This is a genomic window from Allomuricauda sp. TY007 (genome assembly GCF_010468565.1).
GTDB lineage: Bacteria > Bacteroidota > Bacteroidia > Flavobacteriales > Flavobacteriaceae > Flagellimonas.
This window is the reverse complement of sequence record NZ_WUEG01000002.1, coordinates 107,818-134,793: the sequence shown is the minus strand read 5'-3', so window position 1 is coordinate 134,793 and position 26,976 is coordinate 107,818. Positions and strand designations below refer to the sequence as shown.

Here is a 26,976-nt window from a genome sequence, read left to right as displayed (position 1 = left end):
TTTATATGTTTGTTGTTTCGCTTTAGCACTTCAGCTGCAATGAACTATAGGACACGGTGTTGTATGGCGTTTTTTTCTAATTCGATTCTTTTCTCTTTTAGTTTCTCTACATTTAATTTAATTCTTTCAGTAATTTTATATATGATCTTTGTGGTTAATTCATTCAACTTGATATTTGTTTCAGAAACTTCAACAGAAATTTTATGTAAATTTTCAAAATGAACTTGATCTGTAAAATCTATTAAATCCTTTGCGTTTTTAGATTTATGCGCAGCTGAATTATTTCTTATAAGTCTTAATACCGTATTATTTTCTTTTTTTACTGTTGAGAATGCCTTATTTATTTCATTAAGCTCTTTAATGAATTCAGACATATTATTGGATTTTAGCTCAATTCGTAAGTTTTTTCCAAGTAATCCATTAATGTCATCAAGAAATTCGATAATAGTCATACTTAACAAGCGTCCATATAAATTCTTCTTGGTATTATTATTTGTTAATGAATAATCGTTCCATAAAATCGAAATATCTCGTGTAACAACTGATGAATAAAGACAAACATTATAGAACTCATCATATTTATGAATCTTACTTGTTTGTAAATTATTCCAGGTTTTTAGAGTAGTTTGAATATCAGAATTTCGTATTTCAATTGACTTGTCAACAGTGCTTTTTAGGTCTTGTTTTACTCTTCTATTTTTTGAATTATTCAAAACTCTTTTCCACCACATATTATTTGATTCTGATTCTTCGTTTGAGTTTCTTAAATGAAATACAACGTTAAAGATATGATTCGTTTCTAATGATTTATATCAACCGATACTAAATCAAGCTCAGCACAGCTAACGAAGTTCACTGATTTTCCCTTCAAAATCAATAGGTTAAGCCCAATGTTTCCACGAAGTTATCAACCACTTATGGCCAAATTGCAATGCGTTTCTAGATAAAATGTATATTTGGAGTGCGAAACACATCTTTTTATCCTACCGCCCACCAACCTCAACGTGTCTTAAATAGAAGATAAAGGGTAGGCAAACGGGTGCAAGTCCCGAAGACCAATCAGGGCGTAGCTTTGATGTGTTTCGCGGTGACCTATCCTCTTTGTTTAACTTTTTTAACCACTCCTGTTATGCGAAACACAGAAGGTCAAGGGTATTGTCCCCATTGCAAGAAGGACATTACCGAGGACAAAGCTCAAAGCGCACCCAAAATTTCCCGAATGCTTACCCCAGAACAAGTTGAACTCTTGGAGTTTGCCGATTATTTGGATGGCCCGGATCTGGTAAAATCCCTAAAATTGGTACACGATGTTGTCCTTTACCATTCCCATGAACCTCTGGATGAAGCGGAAAAAGATGCGCTCTTCAATTTAAAAGTCCTTTGGGAGTGTATTGAAGGGATTGTGGAGTAGAAATTGGGGGAACTCAGGTAGTATGCTGTAGCCCAATAACAGTACTTTGTCATTTCGAACCGACCAGCGGGAGCGTGAGAAATCTAACCCTAAAAAGAGATTTCTCGTCGCTTCGCTCGCTCGAAATGACGAAGATTGTCAAAAAAACCGATTGTTTGTCGTTCCTGCGAAAGCAGGAATCCATCCACTGCCGGATTATGGGGAGTTATCAATGTTAAACGAGGAAAAAATGTCATTTCGAACCGACGGGCGGGAGCGTGAGAAATCTAGTCCCAAAAAGAGATTTCTCGTCGCTTCGCTTGCTCGAAATGACGAAGATTGTCAAAAAAACCGATTGTTTGTCGTTCCTGCGAAAGCAGGAATCCATCCACTGCGGGATTATGAGGGAGTTATCAATATTAAACGAGGAAAAAATGTCATTTCGAACCGACCAGCGGGAGCGTGAGAAATCTTGCCCGAAAAGAGATTTCTCGTCGCTTCGCTCGCTCGAAATGACTAAGATTATCAAAAAAACCGATAGTTTGTCGTTCCTGCAAAAGCAGGAATCCATCCACTTGGATTATGGGGAGCTATCAATATTGAACGAAGAAAAAATGTCATTTCGAACCGACCAGCGGGAGCGTGAGAAATCTAAAAGATAAATAACTCCAACAATAAAAAAGTCAACCGTTATTAATGTGGATTTGTCCTCCAATATGTTCCAAAATGGACATCCAATGCATTCGTAAAATCAAGGCGGCCGTAGGAACATTATCTTCTTGGATGGCCTCGACCACGGAGCGGGTTTGCATACTTAGTTTTTTGAAGAACAAAAAGTCTTGGATAAAATCATGCTCATAAAAATGAAGCCTTAGCTTGAGGTCTTTTAAAATTTGCAACAAAATTTTATTGGTACAATGCCGTACCAATTGATTGTGGAAATTGTATCGAATTGCAAGTCCTTCGGCAGTACTCTCGGTATTCTCCATTTTGGTTTGGAGCGTGTTCAAAAGATCCATTTCGTCAAAATTAAACACGGAATTCTCCAATGCCATAACTTCTAGCTGGGCTACGATTTCGATAAGGTTCTTAACTTCGGTTTTGGAAAGTTTTGCCACTACAAAACCGCGATTGGGTCTGGCTTGCAATACCTGAGCCTGCTCTAACTGACTCAAGGCTTCGCGAATAGGGGTAACGCTGACCCCGGTATCTCTGGAAAGGGCCGCCAAGTTAATGGTTTTGCCCACTTTTAACGCTCCATTTTGAATTTGAAGCAACAAATGCTCTTTTATTTTATCCCTCAAAATAGATTGTTTGGCCATAGCTTCAAGTCAAGTATCGGGTCTTTAATTATTCGCGCTGCAATAAAAATCACTACCGTTTTTCATAAACGTAGCTCTCTACTCCCGGTAATTCATTATCTTCATTTTTTATAATTCTATTGCCATCCAATTGTAAGACATCCAAAGTAACGCTGCCTTGAAAAGCTATTTCGTTGCCATCACTGGCCCAGGCCCCGGTTGATGAATTGGTACCAAAACAATCCACATAGTATTGATTATTGGTAATGGCCGTTATGTTAAAGTTGGATTGTTCATATTGGTAGGTGGTGTCGTCTTTAAGAACCAGGGTTCCCGAAATACAAGTTTCCTCATCCAAGAGATTGGAGGAGAGTTGTCCATCACCATCCAAGTCCACAGCAGCACTTAAATTGACTTCTACCAAATCCCAAGTACCTACAAGGGCTGAGCTGGAAAATCCATTATCGCCATTACCATCATCACTGCAAGAAAAGACGGGGAGCAGGGTTAAAAACAATAGCGAAAGTGATTTGATTTTTTTCATAGAACCTTAATTTACGGGATAATCGAGATTTGACCTCCGAGGCTTGCCTAAAGTTTGCTTACTTCGTGTTGAAAATAACATAATTTCAAGAATAATATTTTAATATCCGCTGTATTTCATCGATTTAACGATGCTTTCTACACTAAATGGTAAATGGCAACGTTTTTTTGGTAAATACAGAATCAAATGAAGAAACTTACCCTAAGATTTTTATCGATTGCTTTTGCCAGCTTTGCACTGATCGGTTTTCAATCCTGTAGTGATGATGCCAAGCCTGGCGAGGGAGAAGCACTTACCCAAGCGGAATTAAAGACCATTTTAACCACCGACGATATTGCTGGAGCGGCCGATACTACATTGGCAGGGCTTTTTGCCGGAAATACCGCCAAAACGTCCACAGCAAAGGACGGGGAGTGCTACTCAGCCGAATATACTGAAACTGGATTTGTGGCAACCTTTAACAATTGCGTGCTCAACGGAACGGACAACGTAAACGGAACCGTGACCGTTACTTACGAGGTAGGGGGGGAGACCACCGCCTTCACAGCTACTTATCAGGATTTCTACGTGGGCAACATCAAAATAAACGGTACTAGAACTTTTGAAATATCAGCGAGCAGCGACCAAACTTCAATTACTTTTTCGGTAGTAAGCAACATGTCCGTTGAAATGGAAGATGGTTCTGTAATTTCTGAAAATGGGACAAAAACATTCGGCATCACCTTTGGTGATAGCTTGGAAAGTGCCATTTTTACCCTTTCGGGCAGTTGGACCGTTGAAGCGGATGGAAATACTTATGCCGTGGAAACTTTGGAAGACCTGCAAGGAAATGCTTCTTGTCAGTACATGACCACCGGAACTATGGTTGTTTCCAAAAATGGATTGGCCGTTACCGTGGATTTTGGTAATGGGGAATGTGATAATATGGTCACCATCATCTACCCGAACGGAGCCACAGAAGAGTTGACGCTTTAAACGTCTTTAAAATATATTTTAAAAGCACCGGTCTGTACCGGTGCTTTTTATTTTAATGAAATTCCTAGTTAGATTGTTTATATTTAAGGAAACAATCTATTTATCGTGAAGCATTTGGTAGCGGCCCAGAATGAGTTTTTTGCCACTCAGAAAACAAAGGAAGTCTCATATAGAAAATACCACCTCAAAAAATTACGGCAAGAAATTCTTGATCAAGAAGATGCTATTTGCAATGCACTTTATGCCGATTTTAAAAAACCGAAATTCGAAAGCCTCGCCACCGAAACCCAATTGGTTTTGGCCGAACTCAAGCATGCTATTAAAAATGTACGCTCATGGAGCGAACCCCAAAGCGTAGGGGCTTCATTGTCCAACTTTCCATCAAAGGACTGGATCCAACCCGAACCCTATGGAAAAGTACTTATTATTTCGCCTTGGAACTACCCGTTTATGCTCGCTATTGCACCCTTGGTGGGAGCCTTGGCCGCTGGCAATACCGCCATCTTGAAACCATCGGAATTTAGTCCGCATACTTCCAAGATGATTGCACAAATTATTCAAAAAGTATTTCCTCCGGAATACGTAACTGTTGTGGAAGGTGGAGTAGAGGTATCCACCCAGCTTTTAAAGGAAAAATGGGAGTATATCTTTTTTACGGGAAGCACCCGAGTGGGCAAAATTGTCTACCAAAGTGCTGCGGAACACCTAACACCGGTCACTTTGGAACTGAGCGGCAAAAATCCTTGTATTGTGGACGAAACGGCATCCGTAAAACTGGCCGCAAAACGTATTGCCTGGGGTAAATTTATCAACGCAGGTCAGACCTGTATTGCCCCGGACTATATTTTAGTGCACAAAAGCATTAAGGATTCCTTGGTAGATCATCTTAAACAAAACATTACCCAATTTTATGGGGAAGAAATGGAAACCTCGGGGAATTTTGCCCGGATTGCCACAACCAAGCACTACCAAGAACTTAAAGCTATGCTTGCAAGTCAAAAAATACTTTTTGGAGGGAATTTTATAGATGATGAGCAATACATTTCGCCCACTTTGGTGGACGAGCCCCAACTGGACAGCCCAATTATGAACGGGGAGATATTTGGCCCCATTCTTCCCATAATTTCTTTTGAAGATGAGAATGAATTAAAGGAATATATTTCCAAATACCCGAACCCTTTGGCATTTTATGTATTCTCCAGCAATAAAAAGTTTCAAAAACGCTTGATGGGCCAATATTCCTTTGGTGGAGGTACCATTAACGATGTGGTGGTACACATCAGCAACAAGGATTTACCCTTTGGCGGGGTAGGGCAATCGGGAATAGGGGGGTACCATGGTAAATTTACCTTTGACCTTTTCTCGCACCATAAATCCGTGACAAAAAGAGGTACGTGGTTAGATGTGCCGCTGCGATATGCACCTTACAATATTCCTTTGAAATGGGTAAAAAAAATAAAGCACTTGTTTTGATGGATCAAGGTTTTACCAAATTTTATAAGGTCATTTTAGCAATATCACATTTTTTATCTTAATCTAACGTTAAACCATTGAATATTAAGGGTTTTGGTACTATCTTAGGGTGAATCATCAAAACTACATCTATGGAAGGGAACCAAAAAAAATATCGCATCTCCGTTTTATTGGACATGTCCAAGAATTCTTTGTTTGTATTGAACAGTGCCGTGGAATTGGCCAAAAGGGTAGAGGGCTCCATTGAGGTTTTCCATGTAAAACCTACCACAAACATTATTAAAGGGGATAGCCAACTCTCCGCCATACGAACATTGAACCAGGACGATCGATCTACACGAGCGGAGATCAATGAACTTATTTCCAAGATAAGTGAAAAGGAAAACCTTTCCATTGGCTATAAATTGGAGTATGGCAACGTAAAAAACAGGGTCAGGGATTATTTGGCGCTCCAAAACCCGGATATTTTAGTTTTGGGCAAGCGTAGGCCAAGATTGGGAATATTTTCTGAAAGTATTACGGATTTTGTAATTAACCAGACGAACAACACCAATGTGTTGATTTTGGGCGAGGACGATAAATTCCATTCGTTTGAGGACATTAATTTGGGATTTTTTGGAGCAGAGCTTGCAGAAACCAACCTGGAAGTGATACAAGACTTAAAACGGGACAGTAAAAAACCTGTGCGCCATTTTGATATTTCGACCGAAGAAACATCCCAAAACCATGATTATCCTTGGCACAAAACAGTTTCGTACAAGTTTAGAAAAGGAGCCAATGCCTTGGATGGCCTCGTAAATTATGTGTCACGCACCAATACGCAACTTTTGTGTATTCCCAAAGGCAGCAAAAATTTTATGTTTACACCGAGCCCTATAAAATCTGTAATTAGAAAAGCAAAGGTGCCATTAATGGTTTTGGCGAAATAAAGGACTTAGGGGAGTATTGTTTTGCTTCCTGATATATTCTATTTTACATAATGTAAATTATAGTACAACTGTTGACAATTAGACACTTACAGTTTTTTCGGGATTCTGATAAAATATGTAGGAAAAAGAAACGATTAAAAAAAAGGAAAAAGGGCGAAGATAATTACCAGTTTTCTTGATGCCCTTTCTCCGACCATCGCTTAGCGATGTACAAGGATTGTTAACAAAGAACGCACTAGTAATTGGTGTKACTGCCTTCTAGTGCGTTCAACTTAAATTTCATAGTTATGTGTGACCAATTTACTACAATTGGCGTTAAACGCCAACGCCGTTTAAAGAAAATCGTTAAAAAGCATGAGCGCAAAGAACTCTTAACGTTTAAGACGGCCTATCAAATGAGGGATACATCTCTCGACCTAAACACTTTTCAAAGGAATGCTAGGCGTTATTACGCTACACAGCTACTTGGTACCAGATTGGTACTGTCACATCCATTTACTGACGTTCATGGACGCTATTTGAAATCCGTTGTACTTGACTTTTCATTTTACGAAAAGGACAATTATATCCATGTACAGCCATTTGTACCATCCAAAGAAGCTAATTACGGTACAACTACGGTAAACTATAGCATTTGGTTACACGCTAAATCTCACAGGGATTTGTATTTGAAGCTTTTGAAGCACGATATACTGTAACGACCACAAACATTTATGGAGAATCTTGGAGCAGCATGCAGAAAATGCATGCATGGGCAAACCATGTCCAAAACGAAATGGATTTTTTGTACGTATTGGGTTGAGGTTGAGCATTGTATGCATTCCTGTATTTACTACGAAAATAAAGAGGATTCATTCTTTCAATCCCTTAAGCCCTACGATCAAAACAAGTATTTGAGGATGGTCAATACCAACCTAACGGAAACCCATAAGGAGATTTTTGGGGATTCCGAAATAATCAAGGCTATGGAAAGCCATAACAGGAATTTAGAACGGATTGGAAATGTCTTTTGAATATGAGGATTAAACAGGGAATTGCATTTGTAGCATTTGGCACAAAGGAAACTGGTAGAACTGGCTATGATTGGTTTAGGCTTTCAAGGCGTAAAGTTGATGACTTGGCTCGTTCCCTCTCCCGTCTCCCCAATTTCTACTATGCAAAGATTTACCTGTACAAGAGATTGGGCAAAGGAAAAGGATACCCGATAAAACCTCATGTTGCCTATATCTATTGGGATAAAGACGGCTTTCTGACCACAAAGTATAATTAAAATTTTTTCTACTACTCATCCCCGCGGTTCAATAGCGTAGCGAATCCGCTTTAGCGGTGTGATTGCGTAGCAAACACTAAAACAACTTTCTAATGAGATTACGATTAAGATTCTGGAAAACCAATCCACAAACCAAAAGCGATTTCAAAATCGCTTTCACTTGGTCATTTCTAATGACCGTGTGCATCAGCTCTACATTTTACTTCTTTTTTAACCTTTTAACATACTTCGGAATATGCTAGCACCAGTAAAAACAGGCGTTCACGTCCCCGATAGGTATAACGGGGACTTACTCGACGGGTACGGTCTGAACATGGATTTTTTGATATTGAACCTTGAAGGAAACCCGTTAACGGAAAGTATCGACGGCCTTACCATTGAATTGGCTGAATACGGCACCAAGGTTTACGAACATCGGGCAAACCTTACCTATGATGGCGAAAAATTTGGAACAATCGTGTTCAAACCTCGTTCCTCTGTGGTTCCAAAGAACTTGGTACAAATGCAACTCGAAAACCACCTTTATTATACAACGGATGGCAATGAGTTAAAGGAAATGGTAAAAACCGTAGTTGAAATGCTGGGTTTGACCTATCAGGGCGTGAACCGTATCGATGTGGCTCTCGATTATATGCGGGAACAAGTCGAAATGCAACAACTTTTCCAAGGCATTTTTGAGGGTAAATTCTTGATAAAGGGAAGGCAAAAAGATGTGAACTACTACACCACTACCCAAAAAGGAAAAACCATCCTTAATGGTGTACAGGTTGGAAAACGTGGTACTTCTCGATTTTGCAGGATTTATAACAAGTCCGTTGAAATGCAAAAGGGAGATTTAAAACCATACATAGCGGATTACTGGAAAAACCTCGGTTTAAACGGTACTGTTTGGCGTTTTGAATACCAGTTAAGCAACAAATTCATGCGGGAACTGGAGAATGTTTCCCTAGATACGCTATTCAGTAAAAACTTTCTTTTCAATCTATTTCAAAAGGCTCGTGAAAATCATTTTGAATTGAAGCACAACACAGGAAAATCTGAGGTTAACAAGGAAAAGGATTATAATATTATTGACTTCGCTAAGGTCAAAAAGTTCCTTGGTATGATTGGGGGCGTTATCGGTAAACTCAAACGGACTATCAAGGAAACCTTTATAGGCCAACAACGTATGATTAAGGGACTTTTGCGCTCTTACTTTTCATCGGGTCACGATATTCGTTTCCTCCTCCCCGTCCGTGGTATTCTCGATACGTTTGATTTATGGGAGTGGTACAATATGAAAGTACCGCAATACATACAGGAATTTCGGGAACGGGAAAAAATCAAGATTATAGACTTGAAACAATACGAACAGGATTTTAAATTATATGCCTAATGAAAGTATCTAAGAAAATGTTTGCTAACTATTTGGGAATCCATCCTACCAATATTAAGCCTTATTATGATAGCTATTTACAAGATTTGGGGTTAAAAAGAAATTATTTGATACTATCTGATATTGCTCGTTTGGATGGTGTCACAATTGACTACGTAGCAGAATTGATGGGTATCACGGTAAATGTTAAGTGTGATTTTATCCCTGAAAAAATAAAAATAAATTAATTCAGAAATTAATCGGGGTATATTTTTAAAAATTCCTGATATAATTGTTGACTTACATTTTTTAAGCCCCTTATAACGGTTTTGTCATCGGCAATAATTAATCGCATTGTACCCCCTTCCGCTTTGACTTTTTCAAATACACCTACAGGTAGGAGGATTTGGTTTCGTCTTGCAATTTCAAAAATTTCTGGGGAATTATATATTTCATTTCCTGTATAGGATTTACCATTTACGACTATTTCGAGATGTTTTATTATATCATTGTCCATATTCTGCTACATATAATGAGCGAAATATAGTGATTCTTAGTGATACATAGCGATTCTTAGTGTTATTAAATCCTGTACTCCCCTACTCTATATGTTTGTGTTGTAATTGATTATAAGAATTAAAACAATACAAATATGAAACTACACAGCGTACAAGCTGCTCAAACGTCTACGTTTGAAATCGATACTCCAAGTATGGGGCTTATTTTTGAGGAGATTCCTGCGGGGGCAAAAATCAAGGTTGACTTGGTAACTTCAAATGCCAATGATGTCAACCGTATTCCAGAAATCACGATTGAGGAGTTACTTGACATTTATTGCTATTTGGGTCTTGACCATGTACGCAATTATGATATGGGTAATGATGCATGGACTGAAAACCCTTTGGTTTTATTCTCTGCTGATGGTGTTCTTCCTTTTGATGATGATACCAAGTACAAAGTAACATTGTCAAACTTAGGCGGTGCAAGTTTTGATATTTTCAATTTGGACAGTGCCAAACTTGGCACGCCAATGGTCATCAAAAAAGGAGAGGTGCGAAGTACCGTTTCTGAGCGTACTGAAAATTACCTTAATGTTGACTTCCTATTGTTCTCAGGCGATACAAACCCTGAAAAACTGACCTTCTTGGTCAATGATTTGATTGCCGACGGTTCCACACAGGCAAGAAAAGTTGAGGTTTCATTTGAGCAAATGAGGGCTTATCAAAGAAGTTTTGAAGCAAGTATGTACAATCTTGGAAATCAAACCTATTCCAATGGCGTGTACAACATTGGTTATCCAATTGACCAATTGGATGCCGTCACAATCCACCATGATACAGGTGCAAGCGAGGATTTGAATTACCTAACCGTGGATTATAAAGCTACTCAAACAAGGCTTTTAAAATAAATTTTGGTCGTTTATCGGATTCCCCTGCCATAAGGAGTTTTGTGAGATTTAATCTTATAGCGGGGGTTTTCATTAATCAAAAGAGTGTTTAAATGAATTTAGTATATAATGGTGGTTCAACTATTCAAAGTACTGGTAATAGTGGTGGGAATGTTGCGGGCGGTGGTGTTTCTACTGTCTTTGCGACTGTTTCAAAGCTTTCCAGTATCACATCGGTATTTAGTGGGTTGATTTCTTCCAAGACCATTGCAAAAACCATCGGTCAGGCACTTTCTGACGGTTGGGATTGTTGGGGTTCAACTTGGACTCCTAGCCGTGCTGAAAATGAAATGGGTTATTGGTGTTCTCTGATTGCTCAGGAATTTAAGGAAAGCTTGGACGTTACCCGAAATAATTTAGAGGATTCTCTAAACAATTTCTTTCAAAACTTTTGGGGAGATATTGCAAGTGATTATGATTCCCGTAAAACTTTGGAAAGTTGGATAGGTTGGCGATATGATTCTGCTAAGGATTGTACGCTCAGGGGGCTTGTTGCCCTTGAAAAAGGTGTTGATGATTATATCTCAACAACTATTGTAAACGCAATCAAAGAAGTCTGTAAAGAGATTAATGCGGTTCCTACGATTACTACTAGGGAAATCACTTTGTACCGTACCGAGGACAATAAAAAGCCTTACAAAAAGACTGTTCCCAAAGTCAAGCTTGAATTAAAGGTTGATGTTGTTGAGGATGTGAAGGACTTGGCAGGTAATAAGTCTGTGCAGTTGTTTGGCGGTGTTGCTTTGGTTGTGGCTGCTTTGTTTGCTGCGTTCGCCAAAAATCCCGATGGCAAAAAGCGTAAAAAGGGTAAAAAGCTATTTAGGTAATGGCAAAGGGTAGTGATGCATTAGACGGCATAAATATCATTGGTTGGGTCTTATTGGGCTTCGCTGCTCTCTGTCTGTTCCTAATAATCGAATTGATAATCAAATATTTCAAGAAATAACAATTTAAAACTATGGAAAAAGTAAAGGAATTTTTTATGAAACCTCTGTTTTGGGGTCTTACGGTTGGGCATTTAACCCTAACTGTTCTGGGCGTTCTTGCGTCAATCATCTATGTAAGGAAATTTTCAAAATAGTAGATAATGGCATACAGAAACAACAATTATAACAACGGAAATAACTATAACAATCGAGGTTATAGGAACAACAATTATAATGGTGGTAACAGGGGTTACAATAACCGCAATAACTACCAAAACAATCAGCCCGCACCTAAAAGAAGTGGTGCAAAATACTCCGTTATATCCAAAGGGGATTTTAAGGGTTTCTTGATTGTAAACGCTTGGAACAAATCCCGTTCCAAGGGAATGATTACCGCCAAAGTGGCACCGTACAAGGATTCACAGGAATACACGGCAAAAACATCAGGTAAAACCTATATCACTATGATAGCAGAGGTATTTTATCGTGATACAGGTCAAAAAATGATTGTGCCATGTTCCATGAACAAACAAACAAGGGTTATCGTCCTATCTGATTTGGGTATGGTCATTACTCCTAACGGTTCTGGTCAAACCTCTGGCGGTGTTAAAGTAACTGGTTACTTCGGGAAATTCTCTAGATAATGTTGAAAGGTGTTTTAAAGGTTCTGAGTTATGGAAAGAGTATAGAAAAATATGCTCTTTCTGCTCAGGCCATTGCTAGGGCTTTTAAAAGTCTTGATGCCGATTTGCAGGACATTTGGGGAAATTCAGAAACGGTTAAAACTGAGCCAGTAAAGACGGTCAAAGAGGTTGTAAAAAAGGCACTTAAAAAGGAAAAGGACATAGAAACTACGGAGAATGAAAAAGGATAATTTAGGTTTTTGGGTGTTGATGGGTATTCTCATTATTCCCTTGATGATTGTGTTTATATGGCCAGATATATTGGAAAAAAAGACGGCTTAATAATTGGCTGTCTTGTATTGTCAATTTTGATGTTAAGTAGGTTTATGAGGTTTACATTATTGAATTACAAAAAAGCATTTCGTGGGTGTGATGCTTGGGGCTGTGGCTCCTTTGGTTCTTCCCGTGGTTCTCACTCTCATAGAGGGTTGGATTTTGCCGTTGAACCAAACGAAAATATTTACGCTCCTTTCCCTTGTAAGGTTGTTAGGCATGGTTACCCCTATGCAGGGGATTATGAATACAGGTTAATAGAAATCCAAGGTACTGGTGGGTATTCCGATTACAAAGCAAAGATTATGTATGTAAAGGATTTTCCTGCTGTTGGTTCTGTGTTCAATGAAAAAGAAGTTTTGTGCAAAGCGGATGATATAACCAAAAAGTATAGTTCATCAATGACCAATCATGTTCATTTTGAATTGTATGCAAAGGGTTCACTTATCAATCCCGAAATATTTTTTTAAATGAAAAAGAAAACAAAAAAGGCTAAGCAAATATATATCGCTTTGGGTGTTGCTTCCGTTGTGGCGATCATTTGGCTCCTTTGGAAAAATGGTGCTGGATTTTTAAAGGGCGGTTCGTCAAATAAGGCTGGTACTGGCTCAGAAACTGGAAAGGGTGGTACTGGTGGCGGTTCTACTGATAGTGGCTCTGGCAGTTCGGACAAAGATATTATTGTGGATAACTCGGAGGTTGTGAATTCCTTGGACGCCATTAAAGAAGCACTCGTTTCAAAGGGTACTGAAAATTGTGGTTGCGGATGTTAGAAAAGGCTAAACTAATGTGGAAAACGAATCCCATTTTGATATTGGTGTTTGTGGCCTTTGCCTTGGCTCTTGTGGTTGCCTTGTGGTCAATTCTAAGGAAATCTTTTGCCTACATATCAAATACAGTTAGGGGCTTGGGGTCTTCTTTGACCTCGGATGAGGCCAAAGCGATTGCCTCAAGTATTTATGCAGAGGTTAACGCCATGCAAACGGATGAGGATAAAATAGTTGAATATCTGTTACCGTTGAGCCTACCCGATTACTATAAGGTACAGGCAGCTTTCGGCATTGTTCCGTACAACTCAACATTTGATGAGTTTAGTGAAATTGGTGGGGATGATTCAAATTTAACAGAGGTATTAAATAAAACATTGTATGAAAGTCAAAAAGAAGAAATCAGGGAAAAAAACCCGTTTTTACCTATTCATTAAGTGGGGGCTTTTCGTTCCTACGTTCATCTCCGGTATCATTTACATATTGGCGTTCTTAATTGAATTGCTGACGTTTAAAAAGCTTACTGAGCAACATACTTCCAAGGATGTAAAAAACGCTCGTATGTGGTTTATATATTGCTCTTTGCCATTCTTTAATGAGAATCATCTTTTTGATTTGTGGTACAAGATGGAATATTTGGAAAGTAGGTTAATGGTCCAGATTTATAAGAAAAGGAGTTTTAATAAGACATTAAAAATGTTCGTTCCATTTGCTCGGTCTTATAACGCTTTGGAAGCCTATAATTTAAAAACAGGAAATACTTTAGAGTTTGTTGATGATTAAGTTGTGGGAATGCAATGTTTTTAGCCTTGTAGGTGTTGCAAGCTATTTGGGCAATTTGGAAAGTGGGTTAACCATTCTTCTATTGGTTACCGCTATTGTTTTGAACATTAGAAAATTATTTGATAAAAATGATAAAAGAGATACTTAGCATTTTTGGGGGGCTTGTTGGTAGTTCTGAGTTTCTGAGCCTTTTTAAGGGCAAGGAAAGGAAACTACAGGAATTTCAATTAGCACTTATTAAAGAATTGGAAAAAGCCAATTTCCAACAAATTGAATTGAACAAAGTTGAAGCCAGGCACAAAAGTATTTTTGTTAGTGGTTGGCGTCCTTTCATTGGTTGGGTCTGTGGTTCTGCCCTACTCTACCATTTTATTTTGCGTGATTTGGCGATGTGGTTTTTAACTGTTATTGGTTTGAGTCTTGAACCATTGCCCGCATTGGAACTAGGGCAACTTTTAAGCATCATCTTTGGTATGCTTGGTATGTCGGGATATAGAACCTATGAAAAAGTGAAAAAGATAGTATAATGATTGATTTTAGTTGTTGCGAAGTTGGTAAAGCTGTTAGGGCTTTATATTCAGAGAATGAGGTTTTAAGCATAAACCCGATTATTAAATCAAAGGATGATCCCTTTTATAATGATGGGAAAACGGTTTATTATGGTTCATTCCATAATCCTAGGAATGATATCGGCTTGCAATATCGGGATTTGCCAATTCTTGAAACTGGTGTAGATATTCTATTTGATAATGTTCCTAACCCTATTTATGATACATTTTCGGGCTATGAGATTAGTTTAAAAAATGCTTTGACTTCGTTAGATGATAGAACTTTAAAAATTGTTTTTAACACAGATAATTTGGGCTCTTATTCATTTGATTATATTGACCAAATAAAGTACGGCGATACTAATCAAGCACTTGATGCTGAGCCTTTGACTGATGGTCAAATAGTGGATAAAAAGTTTTTGAGTGAATCACTTTTTGTATTTGCTCCCACGGAAATAAGTTTAATGATTATGGGGGGTAGTCAAACTAGAAATTTAGAGGTTACTCCTGCTGAAATGGCTTTAATCGTTGACAAAACAGGGAAAGAGCATGTATTGACTATTTGGTTATTTGATGGTGTTAGCTAACAATTAAATTTGTTTTTGCCATACATCGAAAAAGTTAAAATAGGCAACATAATTTTTGTTTGGAATACTTATATTAGCATAGTCTTACCTGTCACTCGGTTGTACCCTTTGTAAATTATGATACAAGTCTAATTGCTGTAAATACTCCATTGGTAGGAATCTGACATTTCATTTAATTTAGTTATGCTGCCAGCATCGATATTATCCGTACCTGGGTTTTCCCAATAATATAAAGTACCCTCCGTTAATGAGTACAATACAACATTGTCATACAAGATGGAAATAATTTCATCTAGAATTTCATTATCGAATTGATTGTTTGTGAGCTGCAATGAAGTCAAAAAGTGATTGTTGGATATATCAATGGCTTGAAAGTTGTTATTGCCAATCACTAAAGATTTTAAGGCCTCATTACTTGAAATATTTAACTCGGTGAACAAATTGTCATTTGCATCCAACCTTTCGAGATTTAGATTGTTCGAAATATCCAAGCTGCTTATTTGGTTCTCATTAATTTGCAAGAATTTCAACAATGGATTGTTCGAAACATCAATAGAAGTTACCTGATTAAATCCAACAGACAAGGAAATCAATTCAGCATTATTCGCTGTATCTAAATTTGTCAGTAAGTTATTACCTAAATGTACATGGGTTAGTTTAGTATTATTAGATATATCCAAACTACTTAATTGATTTTTATTGGCAGATATTAGCACCAAATCTTTATTGTTAGCCAAATCCAATGTTGTCAACTGATTTTCTGACACGTAGATTCGTTCTAAATTTGGATTTTGTGTGATATCTAAACTTGTCAAGGAATTTTCAATTATAAATATCTGCTTTAAATTCGGGTTGCCTGATAAATCAATACTGGTCAGGTTATTTCGATACACTATTAAGTTTTCCAACACAGGGTTACCAGAAACATCGATGGTGGATAATCTTCCTTCATTAATCGCCACATACTTCAACAATTTTAATTTAGTTAAGTCAACCGAAACCAAATTATTTTGATATTGATATATCTCATTTGGAATTTCACCTCCCATAAATGTAAAGTATTCGATAACCTCAATGGGACCATTAATAGTTATAGTATAATTTCCAGCGGTCTCATAAATATGAACAAGCTCAATTGGTTCTTCTGTATCGGTTGTGGAGGTAGTATAATCATCGACAACCCCATCTCCCCAATCCACCAAAAAATTCGAACCCGTAAGCGACTTAATAGTCAAAGTCTTGGTTGTTTGTAGTTCGGATTCATCTATATGTAATTCAAAAAAATCGGAAATCTCAGGAAACTCCAAGCTTAAGCCAGTATACCCAAAATCAGTGGATGTAAAACCAGCGGTAAACAGGTTTTCTGTAAGTGTATTATTTACTTCATTTTCTGAAACTTCAAATGCTATGGGCAAAGTATTGGCAACGAACTGTGACATTGCTGAACTTTCATATGGCACCATTGAAAGAACCACATCATTCTCATCGACCACAATAAACTCTGTTAACCTATAATTACCTACTTTCAACGTTATTTCAGAAGTACTGTAACTTCCGTTCACATGGATCAAATTAACCCTTTCCCTTTTGAGAATTGAGCTCCCATTACTACTTTTTATGCTAATCAAGGCAAAAATAGGTTCAAGGTTTTCCGTACCTTTTTGTGATGTACTCTGTGCCTTTAGTTCGGTAAAATCAATTTGAAATGCATGGACACCATCAATTTCTGAGGGTATTAAATCTTCGGATGTAGATTCGGATGAACAAGAAATCAGTACAAATGCTGAAGCCAAAAGGAAAAATATTGTAGTTCTCATTAAGAGATAGTTTGGATAGTTTGTTTGGTTAATTCTTGCCTTAAATTAACACTATTTTTCTTAAATTAGATTTTAATAATCGGTGTTTATCGAAATTTCTAGTTTCAAATGCCTTGGTTTTAATTTGCAAATATTGACGCTGCCAATTTAAGTAGGATTGAACAGGGAAGATATTCAGTAGGTCTCGATATACTTTCACGTATTTCTGAAGTGCTAGGGGTGAAAGTTGATTTGGTATAGTAGTTCTGAGCTTTTTGTCATTCCACACACATTACACTCCCCTCCAACCTCGGGTCGCATAAAAAGTATTCCATTACATTTTTTAATAGGAAGTTTTAGGAAGTAAGCTTTGCTTATACTTAAGCAAAAAAACATAACGCGAGAACATTATGTTCCTTTTTCGGAACATAATCCGACGCAATGTAAAATTGCGGGAAGTTTATCAAGAATTTCAGCGGATACCTAGGTTTCTTGGAGGCTATGTGTATAGTCCATGCGCTGGCTCAGCACTCGCAAAACAAAAATTCCGCTTGTCGTTTGAAAATAAAATATAGTATGCGCTTTATAGGAGAATCTTTTCAAATCTCCTATAAATTCAGAGGCATCACATCCTAAATCTATGTTTTCCGCAAGCACTCCGAATACTTCATGCATACCATTGAAATATCTTTGAGCTTGTAACAATCCAAATTTGTAGATACCAAACTCATACATTTCCGCCAAATCCGTTTCGGCTTTATTGGAAAGTTTATAAACGCCCATCTTCCCGCATACGTGCTTCGACTTCCCGCATGATGTCAGGTAGGGATTTCTCGCTCACTCCGCTTTCCAATCCTTCAACAAGTTTTGTTTTAAGCGAAAGAAGCCTAGCATTATTGGCCTGGTCTAATCGTACCAGATTTCGGAGGTATTCACTATCATTTGTGAAATCTCCAGATTCGATTTGCGCCTTTATCCACTTATCCTGTTGTTCGGTAAACGTTACCGTTTTACGTACAACCGCCATATCTTTTGCGTTTAAATTATCATACTATTGGTGCAATATAATTAATGTTTCTCGATAATTCAACAATATCACGAAAATACCATTCCACACACATTACCCTTCCCTCCTACCTCGGGTCGTATAAAAAGTGTCCATTATATTATTAAAAAGGAAATTTTTAGAAGAAATTTTTCAGAAAGTGCAGTACCAACTTTGCCAACGCACCATCTCGCTCAAAAAAGAAAAGGTCTTCCAGACCTTCCCTTTTTATGCCGTACCAAAGCTCAAGTTACATAACGCGAGAACATTATAGTACAAATGTCTTCATGTTATATTTTATCTGATTCAACCTTCCTTTGAGTACCTAAAATATTTTTAATTGGTTGAAACTTTAGATTTTTGATAGAAGATTTTTCCAACTCGATTAATATGAGATATTAACTCCTGATTTTTGATATTTTCAAAAATTGACAAATCCATTTTATATGGGAGCATTTCTCCATCAAGTTGGCTTTCTATTCTTAATAAATTATCGAAAGTTAAATTTCCTTTTAAGGTAATATCAATGTCCGAGCCCTCTCTATAATTTCCCATTGCCCTGGACCCAAAAATTACTGCTTCATGAATATTTGGGTTGCTCTTAAAAATCTTGGTGATTTTTTGTATTGTATTACTACTTAAACCGTATCTCATTCTTCTTTAAATATTTCATTTTGCTCTCCATCCCTCAATTCTACCATTTGACTATGAAATTCGTTGAATAATGTAGCATAATCATTGATGATATTTTCAGTTATTTCAGAAGCCGTATCCTCATCATAAGTATGACTCGTTTTATTTCGGCTTACAATCATATCCATCCAAACATCGCCATGACTAATTAAATTAAATTTAAAAGCCTCACGTGTAGCATCCCTACTACCTCTTATTTCTGTATTCCCTTGATAATAAAAATAGTCCTTCATTACATTCCATGCTAACTCATGCGTAAATTCAAAGGACTGGATTAAACCCTGTTGCTCAAGATTGGTTAACGCTCTCTGATTAGCTATTTTAACAGCTTCATTAAGCTGTAATAATGCCTTGCTATAATTACTCAATCGCTGATGCCACCTTATATCCTGTGAGTTCGAACTCATCTTTATTCTTTATATATTATAAATAACTTTATTAATTCCCCTATTGAAACAGATAACGCGTTCCAAATTTACACCGTAAATTAGGTAATCTAGATTACATTACTTGTGTTCCTTTCTTTTTTCTTGATACTTTGGTCGTGCTCAGCAGAACTAAAAAAGAAACAAAAAATCAAGAAGAAAATAGGCTTCCACGCGCCCTTTGTGTCTTATAGCTTCGCTATTAGGGCTTTTTGAACGCCCCAACTCAAAGCCCAGGGCAATGGCGCTGACGTGCAAGCCACAAACCTGTCTGCCGACAGGCAGGTTCACCCCAACGCTGGCCCGCATTTTCTTCTGGCCAATTTCAACTTCATTAATACTAACTAAAATGAGGCATTATTGATTCCAAAAGCCAAAACATAGATAAACCTGAAACAGCACCTATTAAAAAATAAATTCCTTTTTACTGGAATACTTTTCCCCAATACCTCATAGAAAATATAAACTTGAATGTAAAGAGAAAATAGTATTAAGCCGATTCCATAGATAACCAAAGCTGAAATCAATTCTTTGTCTAAGGAAATATATCTGAACACTCCCAATATAGCTGCCCATCCAAGGATTTCAAATAACTTTGGCACATATTTCAATATCCGCCTATCAATTTTCCTCAACGAATATTTGCCTTTTTTGACATCTAAGCTGTCTTTGTTAATGTATAACTTTCTAAACTGCCATTTTCTGACCAAAATATTTAAATCAAATTTTTGTCGGCACCAATAGCTCCCGAATATCGACATCAAGGATTTCAGCGATCTTTTTTAAATCTTTTAAATGTGGCTGGGATTTATTATTGCAGATGGCTGTTATTGAAGTTGTGCTTTTTCCAAGTTGCTCCGCAAGCCAAACTTGTGACTTTCCTTGTATTACCAATACTTCTTTTATCCTGTTAATTCTATCTACCATGATATCTTTAAGAAACTACAAGATATAATTCAAACTTGTTAAAATGTAACTTAAACTTTCATTTATATAACAAAACCTTATTTTTTCAAATTTATTTATGTAAGTTTAACTTTGCTTTGTTTAAGTGTAAATTACATATAAATAAGTGTGAGTTACTTCACTCCTTGTTAATAACTTTCTAGTATGAATCCCAAAGAAATTAACCTACTCCCCCTCCTCTCCTACTTCGAGGAATGCCACGAAGGCGACCTGCTGTCCTTTACCCAATGGTTGGACAAGGCCATTTATATGTTCCATTATCTCCCCGCGGATGCCTTTTCAGAACTGGAGCGCCAAAATGTGTGTCATGTGCTTATGGAACTAAAAGAAGCGGTCGTTGCTATCCATTTGGAACAGTAAGCAAAATGTTTACCCATGAGCAGGACGTAAATCCAAAAAAAAGCCCCATCGTATTGACAGGGCACTTTTGTTCTCAATGTAGTTGTTACACTAAAGTATCTCGACCACTTCAAGGTCGAACACCAAATCTTGGCCCGCCAACGGGTGGTTGGCATCTATAATAATATCTTCCTCTTCTACTTTTGCAACACGAAATTGTTGTTCTTGCCCTTGTGCATTGGAACCTACCAATCCCATCCCAACTTCTGGTTTAAGGTCTTCGGGCAATTGTGATTTTGAGATTTTTTGAAAAAGTGCTTCGTTGACCTCTCCATACGCATCTTCCTTATCAATGGTAATGGTTTTCTTTTCATTAACGGCCATATCGATAAGTCCTTTTTCAAATCCCGGTATAAGTTGACCCTGACCCAAGGCTACCTCCATAGGTTCGCGCTCCAACGAACTGTCAAAAACCTGTCCATTGGTCAATTTACCTGTGTAGTGCACCTTTACAGTGTCATTCTCTTTTACTGTACTCATAATTTTTGTTTATAGTTTTAAAATCAAAACGTTGCAAATATACAGGGTATAAAACGGTTAAACGAAGGAGTTGCCCATTGGTTTCACTAAAAACGGGTATTTGTACCGATTCTTTACTCCAAAAGTGCCAATTTGTTGGTTAAGAAGCTCTGTGTGCTGTCGGTCTCAATTTCCAACCATACGGGCAGGTGATCGCTTATCTGGTTCCGTTTCCAATACCTGTTGAAATACGTCCGGAATGCTTCATCGGAAGTCAATGTGGACGGGTCATCTTTATGGCTCAACATCAACTCGTGGTATGTTGAAATTGCGTCCGGGGTGTTTTTGTACACATAATCGAACAATTTAAAGACGCCTCCCCGCTCCTTCCCATCTTCATCCTTGCCAATTTTAAAATATTGGTCAACATGCAAAAAAATGCGGTCATAAATCTGGTTGAGGCTCGTGTTGGTGTATTTGCCCTTGAGGCCATCACTTTCAAAAAAACCTTTGTCGTTCATTAATTGGACAATATCCTCGTCCGCTTCATATAGATTCGTGTCGCCCAACACAATAAGGTTTCGTTCCTCTAAGGAAGAACGGTTCAGTTTCAGCTCCAAAAGCTGCATCAGGAGCCGTACCTCTTCCTTTCGGATTTCTTTGTCCGTAGGTTCTCCCAGGTCGTTGGCACCATCCCCTGGGTGCAAATGCAAACTCACGATGGAGAACTTTTTCCATCCACTTTCAAAACCAGTGAACGTAGGGGTGCGTTTCAGTTGTTTTATAATGGGGTTTGCCGAGATAAACTCATCCGGGATTACCAGTTCGCCGGACAAGCCCGAGTGGGTCACCCGCCGCGAATCGTAAATAAATCCAAAGCGCTCCTCGTTGCCCGCGTCACCTTCGGTCACATCGCTAATGGTATATTTCCAATCGCTTCCCAAGAGTTTCATTACCTTGTCAAAATGGTCTAAGTCACCGTTGATTTCTTGCAGTGCCACAATGTCGAACGCATTGATGATCTCCGCTATGTAAAAAAGTGATTCGGCCGTCCGGTCCTTTAATCTTCCAAAGTTTTTAATGTTCCAAGAGGCCAACAATAGGTTTTTGTCCACTCCCTTCGGCGGAATGTTGTTGATGAGGCCTTCTTTTAGTTTTAGCAATCCTTTTATGGTGCGTTCCTTGCCCTTGTTGTCCAACAACCTGGCGTAGTCGTTGTATTTGTCGAGCATTACCAGAAAGTAGCGGTTGGTACTGAGCTCTTCGTCCGGCCTAAGATCCGTGTACCACATGTTTTTGTTTTAAAGATGTTCTACAATGTATATGGGAAACCTTTTGAACCTAAAATATCGAGGGGGAACGGATACGAAATCAATCACCCGATCAATCTTAAAGATATTGATTTATTGGAAGACGCACTTGGTGAAACACCTTAAAAATTCAATGGTTTTTGTCGTTGTTTTTTAGAGGTTTTCCTCAATTTTTAAGGAGTAAATAAGCTTAATATTAATTCTCCTAAGGTTTACCAGAAAGCTTTTAAATGGTATCCTTTTTTGTATTTGTAACTTCCCTCTCCCCATCCTAAACAAGGGCTGTCAAGTTGACGATTTTTATTAGCTTTTTATCATTTTGTGATAAGGTTTCAATAAAATTTTATTTTCTTTAACAAATCTGAAGTAATAATCTTAACATAAATGACCAACCTCAAACCATTTCTTTGTTTCTGTTTATTTTTTTTTACTGCACTTTCTCATTCTCAATGGACACCTACACCGGGGCCTGAGGGTGGGGCTACTGGTGATATTATCAAAGTGAACAATACGTTACTGGTGATTTCTTCGTATACAATTCATTCTTCTACAAATAATGGGGAATCATGGACCCAAAGTATTTCTGGTCTACCGGAAGATGGCGGGGCAACTAGTTTAACTACTGATGGCAATACTATTTATGTTGCTTTGGTCGGAAACGGTATTTATAAATCAACAGATGAAGGAAATTCTTGGGTTCCCGCAAATAAAGATATTGAGGACCTTACATTTTACAAGGTATTTGCCAATGGTACCACAATTTATGGTGGTACGGATACAGGTGTAATATATCGATCTCTTGATTCAGGAGAAAATTGGACAGTTTGGAGTACTGGAGTTACAGGTTATCAAGTCAGCGATTTTGTAGTATTTAATTCCAAAATATATGTAGGCACACTAGACGGGGTTTTCGAAAATGATGGTAATAGCGCTATCTGGACACAAGTGGACATACCTGGACTTACCCATGGCGCATGGTCTTTAACAACTCAAAACGGAATATTGTATGTTGGAGGTATTGGTGAAGTATATGTTTCTAATGATAATTTGAGTACATGGGTAGCAATGAACACCGGGAACGCAAGTATTTCAGACCTAATTTCCATACAAAATACTGTATATGCTGTTGGTGGGTCACGTTCATATTTTTATTCAAACGATAATGGAGCCACTTGGAGTGAGGTCTCGGTTTTGTCCCCTGACAATTATAGCATTTTGAAGTCTTTACTAATATCAAATGGGAAAATAATAGTCAGCTCTACTTCTGGTAACTATGAATCATTGGATAATGGTATGTCTTGGACATGGAACAATACAGGCATAAGAACACAAAACATTACAACTTTTGCTTCAAATGATTACTACCTTTTTACAGGTACTGGAGGTAATGGGCTGTTCCGTTCTGCTGACAATGGTGTCTCCTGGACCGCTATTAATTCAGGAATCGACAGACCAAACGCTTTCACTATCCATGAAATGATAGAAGTGGACAATAAACTAATTATTGCCACCGGTGGAGGGGTGTTCTTATCCAATGACAATGGTGATACTTGGGAAAAAAAGATAAACCCAAGTGTCAATATCGCTACCTCTGCATTGGATTACAGCAATGGTGTTTTGGTCTCAGGAATGCTGGGCGAAGGCATCTACTTGTCCGAGGATTTAGGAGAAACATGGGATGTTTTTGTACCCGAAGGTTTGGATTCAGGGGAGTCTTATGTGAAAATAGCACTAGAAGGATCTACAATGCTTCTGGATTCGGGAAACGGCGATGTTTACCTATCTACGGATATGGGGCAAAGTTGGAATCTCATCACCACTTTAGAGAATGATTCTATTTTTATTGAAGATATTGACATTATCAATGGTAAACTTTTTGTTTCAGACAGTTATGGCCTTCATAAATCTTCCGATATGGGCCAAACTTGGACCACCTACCAAAATACAGACTATAGCATAGTAGAGAACATTACGGTTGAGGGAGATGTTCTGTATTTGGCGACACGAAAAGGTTTCAAGGCCACAACTATAGATCAAGATGTTTGGTATTCGTTCACCGACGGTATGGGAAACCTTGGCACTACCAGTATTTTCCTTAATAATGGACAATTGTTCGCTGGCACTTATAGATTTAGTGTTTGGTCTAGACCCGTATCCGAAGTAGTGGTTCCTTTTCCTGATGATGACAACGACGGCGTCGCCAATGCGCATGATCTTTGCCCCGATACCTACCCAGGCATAGCTGTTAATGAAGATGGTTGTGATTTTATAGCTCCGGACGCGTTAAGCGTAGTTGGTAAATCACAATCATGCCCTAATGTGGATAATGCCAGAATAGAAGTGGGCACCACCCTATCCGGTTATGCTTTTGATATCAGTTTGGAAGGTGAAGGAATTAGTGAAAGCTTCGAAAATGTAAGTCTGGAAGTCGATTTTATATTGGATAATCTTGCTCCGGGCTCATACGAAGTGATTGTTTCGATACCTGAAATACGTTATGAACAGTTATTTGGCCTTACCATCAATGAAATGAACAACATATCCGGAAAAAGGACCATTGTCGACAAAAGCAATAAGGTTGCAAAGTATCTTGTTTCTGGTAGCAAAGAGTATGTAGTCGATGTTAATGGTGTCCAAAGTCACTATTCTTTTAGTACTGATGATGAAAACGAGATTTTGATACGAAATTTACAAGATTCCAATACGGTTCATATATCAGGCAAGAGTGAATGTCAGGGAACCATAGAAGATAATCTTGTCTTGGAAACCGAAATGCAGGTCTACCCTACCATTACCTCGGGCATGTTGTCCATCTCAGGAGAAACCACAATCAACCAAATAAACGTATACAACTCCATTGGCCAACTTGTATTAAGTAAAAAAATGAATTCCTTGAACAACAAAACCATTCATTTGGAAAACCAGTCTGCTGGATTTTATGTCGTTCACTTGGTTGCTGAAGATAAAATCAAAAGATTTAAAATAATTAAACAATGATAAAGTCCTTAATAAGTCAAACTCTAGCTTTAATCATTTTATTGATGCTGGTAGGCGCATGCTCATCATCTTCATCAACTGAAGAGGTAGAAGTGATGCCCCCAGGTAAACCCAACGGGATTCTTCCAACAAATGGAGAAACTTGTTCTGATTTTATCGAAGTCCCCCAAGATGAAACCAAAGCCATTGTTCTTTTTACATGGGGCAGTGTCTCAAATGCAACCGGTTATGTTTTAGAAGTTTTTGATGGAAACGTTATCCAGAATAGCATTAGTGCTTCCAGAACAGATGTAGAAGTCACTTTGGACAAAGGTAAATCCTATACATGGACCGTGACTGCAGAAAATAGTGCAGGTCAAACAAAAAGCGATACAATGTCCTTTACCACTCCAGGTGAGTCTGTTGCCAATTATGCGCCCTATGCGGCAGAAATAAGTACCGAGTTTAAAAGTGAAACTTCCGAACTAATAGTTTCTTGGTCAGGTAGTGATCAAGATGGTGACGCCCTAACATACAATATACTTGTAAAAGATAGCAAGGGTATAGACGTAGTGAACCAAACTGGTATGGCCGAAACTACCTTGGATCCCATCGTAGTTAATCTAGGAGAAACGTATAGCATTAGTGTTAAAAGTATAGATGGTTTTGGCAATTTTTCAATATCTGTTAGCTCAATCACCATAAAAAACTAACTCCCCTGACTATAAAGTTGGTGTAGTATAATTAATTCAATTACGTACATTTCCTAATTTTGATGTAATTCCAAAAAGTGCATTATTACTTCTCGTTGACCTCTACCAGCTTATCGTCGTTCCACTCGCCACCAGCGACCACATCGCCTTCTGCATCGTAAAACTTACCGGTTCCGCTACGCTTGTCATCCTCCCACTCGCCTGTGTATTTTTCGCCATTGGGCCAATGGTAGCTGCCAAAACCACTGCGTTTATCGTTTTTATAGTTGCCCACGTAATATTCGCCATCGGGCCAATAAAAAGTACCTTCGCCATGTCGCTGATTGTTTTGCCATTCGCCTTCATACCTGCTCCCTGTATCCAACAAAGCAACACCAAAGCCATGGGCCTTACCGTCTTTAACTTGACCTATGTAGTGCATTTGACTTCCCTTTTTGCTCTTAAATGTAAGGTACTCCCCAAACGATTTTTGTTGGAGCTGCTTTTTTAAACGGGCCAATTGCACCTTGGTCTTTTTCAAGGAAAAACTAAGGGAATCATATTTTCTAACGGCCAATTCCTCGTTCCAACCCGAAGCGGGAAGCGTATCTTGCTCGTCTACTGTACTGTTTTGAACAGCATATACACCGGTATTGGTATTTCTCAGCTTTTCTGCCAATGCAATCCGCAACGGAATTACCCTATTGTTTTCCTCTTTGAAATTCATGGCAGCATTATAGGAATCAATGGCCGTGTTATAATCACCTTGAAGCAACAAGGAGTCTATCTCCGTTAATTGTTCATACGCGTTAAGCTTTTCCGAAATGATTTTATTTTCCTCCGCAGCTTGGGCAAATTCTTTTTGCAACTTGATGGATTTGCTTACGAAGAACAGCATTCCCGCCGTAACAAGGGCCAAAAGAACAAAGGGAAGGTATTTCTTTATTTTCATGCGTTAATTGCTT

36 protein-coding genes are annotated in these 26,976 nt (G+C 38.2%); 23 read left to right on the top strand and 13 right to left on the bottom strand.

What is annotated here, in order from left to right; translation table 11 throughout:
* Positions 1-44 precede the first annotated feature (44 nt).
* On the bottom strand, positions 45-731 hold the full coding sequence (locus GO009_RS02520; RefSeq protein ID WP_163624615.1) for a hypothetical protein: 687 nt from the start codon (positions 729-731) through the stop codon (positions 45-47).
* 398 nt (positions 732-1,129) lie between these two features.
* Between GO009_RS02520 and GO009_RS02515 the strand changes: the two genes are divergently transcribed.
* Entirely contained in the window at positions 1,130-1,411 is a 282-nt protein-coding gene (locus tag GO009_RS02515) for a hypothetical protein (protein WP_163624614.1), read from the top strand.
* 413 nt (positions 1,412-1,824) lie between these two features.
* A complete protein-coding gene (locus GO009_RS02510) occupies positions 1,825-2,052 on the top strand; it encodes a hypothetical protein (RefSeq protein ID WP_163624612.1) in 228 nt (75 codons plus the stop codon).
* 21 nt (positions 2,053-2,073) lie between these two features.
* Here the strand turns inward: GO009_RS02510 and GO009_RS02505 are convergent, their stop codons facing one another.
* Positions 2,074-2,694, bottom strand: a complete 621-nt coding sequence (locus GO009_RS02505; RefSeq protein WP_163624611.1) for a GntR family transcriptional regulator — start codon at positions 2,692-2,694, stop codon at positions 2,074-2,076.
* 70 nt (positions 2,695-2,764) lie between these two features.
* Positions 2,765-3,235, bottom strand: a complete 471-nt coding sequence (locus GO009_RS02500) for a DUF5004 domain-containing protein (RefSeq protein WP_163624609.1) — start codon at positions 3,233-3,235, stop codon at positions 2,765-2,767.
* 186 nt (positions 3,236-3,421) lie between these two features.
* Between GO009_RS02500 and GO009_RS02495 the strand changes: the two genes are divergently transcribed.
* The 8 genes from GO009_RS02495 to GO009_RS02460 all read left to right on the top strand — a co-directional run bounded on the left by GO009_RS02495 (position 3,422) and on the right by GO009_RS02460 (position 9,484).
* Complete coding sequence (locus tag GO009_RS02495; protein WP_163624608.1) at positions 3,422-4,210, top strand: hypothetical protein; 789 nt, start codon at positions 3,422-3,424, stop codon at positions 4,208-4,210.
* A 102-nt stretch (positions 4,211-4,312) separates the two neighbouring features.
* On the top strand, positions 4,313-5,683 hold the full coding sequence (locus tag GO009_RS02490) for an aldehyde dehydrogenase (protein WP_163624811.1): 1,371 nt from the start codon (positions 4,313-4,315) through the stop codon (positions 5,681-5,683).
* 131 nt (positions 5,684-5,814) lie between these two features.
* Complete coding sequence (locus tag GO009_RS02485; RefSeq protein ID WP_163624606.1) at positions 5,815-6,612, top strand: universal stress protein; 798 nt, start codon at positions 5,815-5,817, stop codon at positions 6,610-6,612.
* Between the two features lie 287 nt (positions 6,613-6,899).
* A complete protein-coding gene (locus tag GO009_RS02480; protein ID WP_163624604.1) occupies positions 6,900-7,310 on the top strand; it encodes a hypothetical protein in 411 nt (136 codons plus the stop codon).
* A gap of 63 nt (positions 7,311-7,373) precedes the next feature.
* On the top strand, positions 7,374-7,625 hold the full coding sequence (locus tag GO009_RS02475) for a hypothetical protein (RefSeq protein ID WP_163624602.1): 252 nt from the start codon (positions 7,374-7,376) through the stop codon (positions 7,623-7,625).
* A gap of 2 nt (positions 7,626-7,627) precedes the next feature.
* On the top strand, positions 7,628-7,882 hold the full coding sequence (locus GO009_RS02470; protein WP_163624600.1) for a hypothetical protein: 255 nt from the start codon (positions 7,628-7,630) through the stop codon (positions 7,880-7,882).
* Positions 7,883-8,117: 235 nt separating this feature from the next.
* Positions 8,118-9,257: a replication initiation factor domain-containing protein gene (locus tag GO009_RS02465; RefSeq protein WP_163624599.1), complete on the top strand. Its 1,140-nt coding sequence runs from the start codon at positions 8,118-8,120 to the stop codon at positions 9,255-9,257.
* The gene (locus tag GO009_RS02460; protein WP_163624597.1) at positions 9,257-9,484 is read left to right on the top strand and encodes a hypothetical protein; all 228 of its coding nucleotides are present in this window, start codon (positions 9,257-9,259) and stop codon (positions 9,482-9,484) included. The genes GO009_RS02465 and GO009_RS02460 overlap by 1 nt, the downstream gene beginning before the upstream one ends.
* A gap of 8 nt (positions 9,485-9,492) precedes the next feature.
* On the opposite strand, the gene GO009_RS02455 is transcribed toward GO009_RS02460, so the two are convergent.
* A complete protein-coding gene (locus GO009_RS02455) occupies positions 9,493-9,753 on the bottom strand; it encodes a hypothetical protein (protein ID WP_163624595.1) in 261 nt (86 codons plus the stop codon).
* 135 nt (positions 9,754-9,888) lie between these two features.
* On the opposite strand from GO009_RS02455, the gene GO009_RS02450 reads away from it, so the two are divergent.
* The 9 genes from GO009_RS02450 to GO009_RS02410 all read left to right on the top strand — a co-directional run bounded on the left by GO009_RS02450 (position 9,889) and on the right by GO009_RS02410 (position 15,250).
* The gene (locus GO009_RS02450) at positions 9,889-10,644 is read left to right on the top strand and encodes a hypothetical protein (RefSeq protein WP_163624594.1); all 756 of its coding nucleotides are present in this window, start codon (positions 9,889-9,891) and stop codon (positions 10,642-10,644) included.
* Positions 10,645-10,736: 92 nt separating this feature from the next.
* On the top strand, positions 10,737-11,510 hold the full coding sequence (locus GO009_RS02445; RefSeq protein WP_163624592.1) for a hypothetical protein: 774 nt from the start codon (positions 10,737-10,739) through the stop codon (positions 11,508-11,510).
* A gap of 260 nt (positions 11,511-11,770) precedes the next feature.
* Positions 11,771-12,253, top strand: a complete 483-nt coding sequence (locus GO009_RS02440; RefSeq protein WP_163624461.1) for a hypothetical protein — start codon at positions 11,771-11,773, stop codon at positions 12,251-12,253.
* Complete coding sequence (locus GO009_RS02435) at positions 12,253-12,483, top strand: hypothetical protein (RefSeq protein WP_163624591.1); 231 nt, start codon at positions 12,253-12,255, stop codon at positions 12,481-12,483. Before GO009_RS02440 ends, GO009_RS02435 begins: the two co-directional genes overlap by 1 nt.
* A 9-nt stretch (positions 12,484-12,492) precedes the next feature.
* Complete coding sequence (locus GO009_RS02430) at positions 12,493-13,035, top strand: peptidoglycan DD-metalloendopeptidase family protein (RefSeq protein ID WP_163624588.1); 543 nt, start codon at positions 12,493-12,495, stop codon at positions 13,033-13,035.
* Complete coding sequence (locus tag GO009_RS02425) at positions 13,036-13,338, top strand: hypothetical protein (protein ID WP_163624587.1); 303 nt, start codon at positions 13,036-13,038, stop codon at positions 13,336-13,338.
* Between the two features lie 14 nt (positions 13,339-13,352).
* Positions 13,353-13,769: a hypothetical protein gene (locus GO009_RS02420; protein WP_163624585.1), complete on the top strand. Its 417-nt coding sequence runs from the start codon at positions 13,353-13,355 to the stop codon at positions 13,767-13,769.
* Between the two features lie 474 nt (positions 13,770-14,243).
* Positions 14,244-14,642 carry a 3TM-type holin gene (locus GO009_RS02415; protein ID WP_163624583.1) on the top strand — a complete coding sequence of 133 codons (399 nt, stop codon included), beginning with the start codon at positions 14,244-14,246 and terminating at the stop codon, positions 14,640-14,642.
* Positions 14,642-15,250 carry a hypothetical protein gene (locus GO009_RS02410; RefSeq protein ID WP_163624581.1) on the top strand — a complete coding sequence of 203 codons (609 nt, stop codon included), beginning with the start codon at positions 14,642-14,644 and terminating at the stop codon, positions 15,248-15,250. The genes GO009_RS02415 and GO009_RS02410 overlap by 1 nt, the downstream gene beginning before the upstream one ends.
* Before the next feature lie 128 nt (positions 15,251-15,378).
* Here the strand turns inward: GO009_RS02410 and GO009_RS02405 are convergent, their stop codons facing one another.
* Positions 15,379-17,067 (bottom strand): leucine-rich repeat domain-containing protein, encoded by a 1,689-nt coding sequence (locus GO009_RS02405; protein WP_163624579.1) that lies wholly within the window; start codon positions 17,065-17,067, stop codon positions 15,379-15,381.
* A gap of 132 nt (positions 17,068-17,199) precedes the next feature.
* On the opposite strand from GO009_RS02405, the gene GO009_RS17975 reads away from it, so the two are divergent.
* Positions 17,200-17,307: a helix-turn-helix transcriptional regulator gene (locus GO009_RS17975; RefSeq protein WP_163624810.1), complete on the top strand. Its 108-nt coding sequence runs from the start codon at positions 17,200-17,202 to the stop codon at positions 17,305-17,307.
* Positions 17,308-17,529: 222 nt separating this feature from the next.
* On the opposite strand, the gene GO009_RS02395 is transcribed toward GO009_RS17975, so the two are convergent.
* The 5 genes from GO009_RS02395 to GO009_RS02375 all read right to left on the bottom strand — a co-directional run bounded on the left by GO009_RS02395 (position 17,530) and on the right by GO009_RS02375 (position 20,136).
* Entirely contained in the window at positions 17,530-17,829 is a 300-nt protein-coding gene (locus GO009_RS02395; protein ID WP_163624578.1) for a type II toxin-antitoxin system RelE/ParE family toxin, read from the bottom strand.
* The gene (locus GO009_RS02390; RefSeq protein WP_163624576.1) at positions 17,816-18,073 is read right to left on the bottom strand and encodes a type II toxin-antitoxin system ParD family antitoxin; all 258 of its coding nucleotides are present in this window, start codon (positions 18,071-18,073) and stop codon (positions 17,816-17,818) included. The genes GO009_RS02395 and GO009_RS02390 overlap by 14 nt, the downstream gene beginning before the upstream one ends.
* Before the next feature lie 354 nt (positions 18,074-18,427).
* The gene (locus GO009_RS02385; protein WP_163624574.1) at positions 18,428-18,745 is read right to left on the bottom strand and encodes a nucleotidyltransferase domain-containing protein; all 318 of its coding nucleotides are present in this window, start codon (positions 18,743-18,745) and stop codon (positions 18,428-18,430) included.
* Positions 18,742-19,191 (bottom strand): nucleotidyltransferase substrate binding protein, encoded by a 450-nt coding sequence (locus tag GO009_RS02380; protein WP_163624572.1) that lies wholly within the window; start codon positions 19,189-19,191, stop codon positions 18,742-18,744. The genes GO009_RS02385 and GO009_RS02380 overlap by 4 nt, the downstream gene beginning before the upstream one ends.
* 738 nt (positions 19,192-19,929) lie before the next feature.
* Positions 19,930-20,136 carry a helix-turn-helix transcriptional regulator gene (locus GO009_RS02375; RefSeq protein ID WP_163624570.1) on the bottom strand — a complete coding sequence of 69 codons (207 nt, stop codon included), beginning with the start codon at positions 20,134-20,136 and terminating at the stop codon, positions 19,930-19,932.
* 183 nt (positions 20,137-20,319) lie between these two features.
* Between GO009_RS02375 and GO009_RS02370 the strand changes: the two genes are divergently transcribed.
* On the top strand, positions 20,320-20,535 hold the full coding sequence (locus tag GO009_RS02370; RefSeq protein WP_163624568.1) for a hypothetical protein: 216 nt from the start codon (positions 20,320-20,322) through the stop codon (positions 20,533-20,535).
* Positions 20,536-20,625: 90 nt separating this feature from the next.
* Here the strand turns inward: GO009_RS02370 and GO009_RS02365 are convergent, their stop codons facing one another.
* Together GO009_RS02365 and GO009_RS02360 are read right to left on the bottom strand one after the other, a co-directional pair.
* A complete protein-coding gene (locus GO009_RS02365; RefSeq protein ID WP_163624566.1) occupies positions 20,626-21,054 on the bottom strand; it encodes a peptidylprolyl isomerase in 429 nt (142 codons plus the stop codon).
* Between the two features lie 113 nt (positions 21,055-21,167).
* Entirely contained in the window at positions 21,168-22,325 is a 1,158-nt protein-coding gene (locus tag GO009_RS02360) for an endonuclease/exonuclease/phosphatase family protein (protein WP_163624565.1), read from the bottom strand.
* 519 nt (positions 22,326-22,844) lie between these two features.
* Here GO009_RS02360 and GO009_RS17815 point away from each other — a divergent pair.
* Entirely contained in the window at positions 22,845-25,340 is a 2,496-nt protein-coding gene (locus GO009_RS17815) for a T9SS type A sorting domain-containing protein (protein ID WP_163624564.1), read from the top strand.
* A gap of 44 nt (positions 25,341-25,384) precedes the next feature.
* A complete protein-coding gene (locus GO009_RS02350) occupies positions 25,385-26,032 on the top strand; it encodes a hypothetical protein (RefSeq protein WP_163624563.1) in 648 nt (215 codons plus the stop codon).
* 85 nt (positions 26,033-26,117) lie between these two features.
* Here GO009_RS02350 and GO009_RS02345 read toward each other — a convergent pair whose 3' ends face one another.
* On the bottom strand, positions 26,118-26,963 hold the full coding sequence (locus tag GO009_RS02345) for an MORN repeat-containing protein (RefSeq protein ID WP_163624561.1): 846 nt from the start codon (positions 26,961-26,963) through the stop codon (positions 26,118-26,120).
* Positions 26,964-26,976 lie beyond the last annotated feature (13 nt).

Coding starts and splice junctions, on each gene's coding strand:
- GO009_RS02370 (WP_163624568.1), top strand. CDS start 20,320: ATGAATCCCAAAGAAATTAACCTACTCCCCCTCCTCTCCTACTTCGAG.
- GO009_RS02350 (WP_163624563.1), top strand. CDS start 25,385: ATGCTGGTAGGCGCATGCTCATCATCTTCATCAACTGAAGAGGTAGAA.
- GO009_RS02495 (WP_163624608.1), top strand. CDS start 3,422: ATGAAGAAACTTACCCTAAGATTTTTATCGATTGCTTTTGCCAGCTTT.
- GO009_RS02475 (WP_163624602.1), top strand. CDS start 7,374: ATGTCCAAAACGAAATGGATTTTTTGTACGTATTGGGTTGAGGTTGAG.
- GO009_RS02450 (WP_163624594.1), top strand. CDS start 9,889: ATGAAACTACACAGCGTACAAGCTGCTCAAACGTCTACGTTTGAAATC.
- GO009_RS02485 (WP_163624606.1), top strand. CDS start 5,815: ATGGAAGGGAACCAAAAAAAATATCGCATCTCCGTTTTATTGGACATG.
- GO009_RS02360 (WP_163624565.1), bottom strand. CDS start 22,325: ATGTGGTACACGGATCTTAGGCCGGACGAAGAGCTCAGTACCAACCGC.
- GO009_RS02500 (WP_163624609.1), bottom strand. CDS start 3,235: ATGAAAAAAATCAAATCACTTTCGCTATTGTTTTTAACCCTGCTCCCC.
- GO009_RS02480 (WP_163624604.1), top strand. CDS start 6,900: ATGTGTGACCAATTTACTACAATTGGCGTTAAACGCCAACGCCGTTTA.
- GO009_RS02365 (WP_163624566.1), bottom strand. CDS start 21,054: ATGAGTACAGTAAAAGAGAATGACACTGTAAAGGTGCACTACACAGGT.
- GO009_RS02470 (WP_163624600.1), top strand. CDS start 7,628: ATGAGGATTAAACAGGGAATTGCATTTGTAGCATTTGGCACAAAGGAA.
- GO009_RS02385 (WP_163624574.1), bottom strand. CDS start 18,745: ATGAGATACGGTTTAAGTAGTAATACAATACAAAAAATCACCAAGATT.
- GO009_RS02345 (WP_163624561.1), bottom strand. CDS start 26,963: ATGAAAATAAAGAAATACCTTCCCTTTGTTCTTTTGGCCCTTGTTACG.
- GO009_RS02395 (WP_163624578.1), bottom strand. CDS start 17,829: ATGGGCGTTTATAAACTTTCCAATAAAGCCGAAACGGATTTGGCGGAA.
- GO009_RS02455 (WP_163624595.1), bottom strand. CDS start 9,753: ATGGACAATGATATAATAAAACATCTCGAAATAGTCGTAAATGGTAAA.
- GO009_RS02420 (WP_163624585.1), top strand. CDS start 13,353: ATGTGGAAAACGAATCCCATTTTGATATTGGTGTTTGTGGCCTTTGCC.
- GO009_RS02445 (WP_163624592.1), top strand. CDS start 10,737: ATGAATTTAGTATATAATGGTGGTTCAACTATTCAAAGTACTGGTAAT.
- GO009_RS02415 (WP_163624583.1), top strand. CDS start 14,244: ATGATAAAAGAGATACTTAGCATTTTTGGGGGGCTTGTTGGTAGTTCT.
- GO009_RS02435 (WP_163624591.1), top strand. CDS start 12,253: ATGTTGAAAGGTGTTTTAAAGGTTCTGAGTTATGGAAAGAGTATAGAA.
- GO009_RS02410 (WP_163624581.1), top strand. CDS start 14,642: ATGATTGATTTTAGTTGTTGCGAAGTTGGTAAAGCTGTTAGGGCTTTA.
- GO009_RS02425 (WP_163624587.1), top strand. CDS start 13,036: ATGAAAAAGAAAACAAAAAAGGCTAAGCAAATATATATCGCTTTGGGT.
- GO009_RS02520 (WP_163624615.1), bottom strand. CDS start 731: ATGTGGTGGAAAAGAGTTTTGAATAATTCAAAAAATAGAAGAGTAAAA.
- GO009_RS02510 (WP_163624612.1), top strand. CDS start 1,825: ATGTCATTTCGAACCGACCAGCGGGAGCGTGAGAAATCTTGCCCGAAA.
- GO009_RS02390 (WP_163624576.1), bottom strand. CDS start 18,073: ATGGCGGTTGTACGTAAAACGGTAACGTTTACCGAACAACAGGATAAG.
- GO009_RS02440 (WP_163624461.1), top strand. CDS start 11,771: ATGGCATACAGAAACAACAATTATAACAACGGAAATAACTATAACAAT.
- GO009_RS02405 (WP_163624579.1), bottom strand. CDS start 17,067: ATGAGAACTACAATATTTTTCCTTTTGGCTTCAGCATTTGTACTGATT.
- GO009_RS02375 (WP_163624570.1), bottom strand. CDS start 20,136: ATGGTAGATAGAATTAACAGGATAAAAGAAGTATTGGTAATACAAGGA.
- GO009_RS02465 (WP_163624599.1), top strand. CDS start 8,118: ATGCTAGCACCAGTAAAAACAGGCGTTCACGTCCCCGATAGGTATAAC.
- GO009_RS02515 (WP_163624614.1), top strand. CDS start 1,130: ATGCGAAACACAGAAGGTCAAGGGTATTGTCCCCATTGCAAGAAGGAC.
- GO009_RS02380 (WP_163624572.1), bottom strand. CDS start 19,191: ATGAGTTCGAACTCACAGGATATAAGGTGGCATCAGCGATTGAGTAAT.
- GO009_RS02460 (WP_163624597.1), top strand. CDS start 9,257: ATGAAAGTATCTAAGAAAATGTTTGCTAACTATTTGGGAATCCATCCT.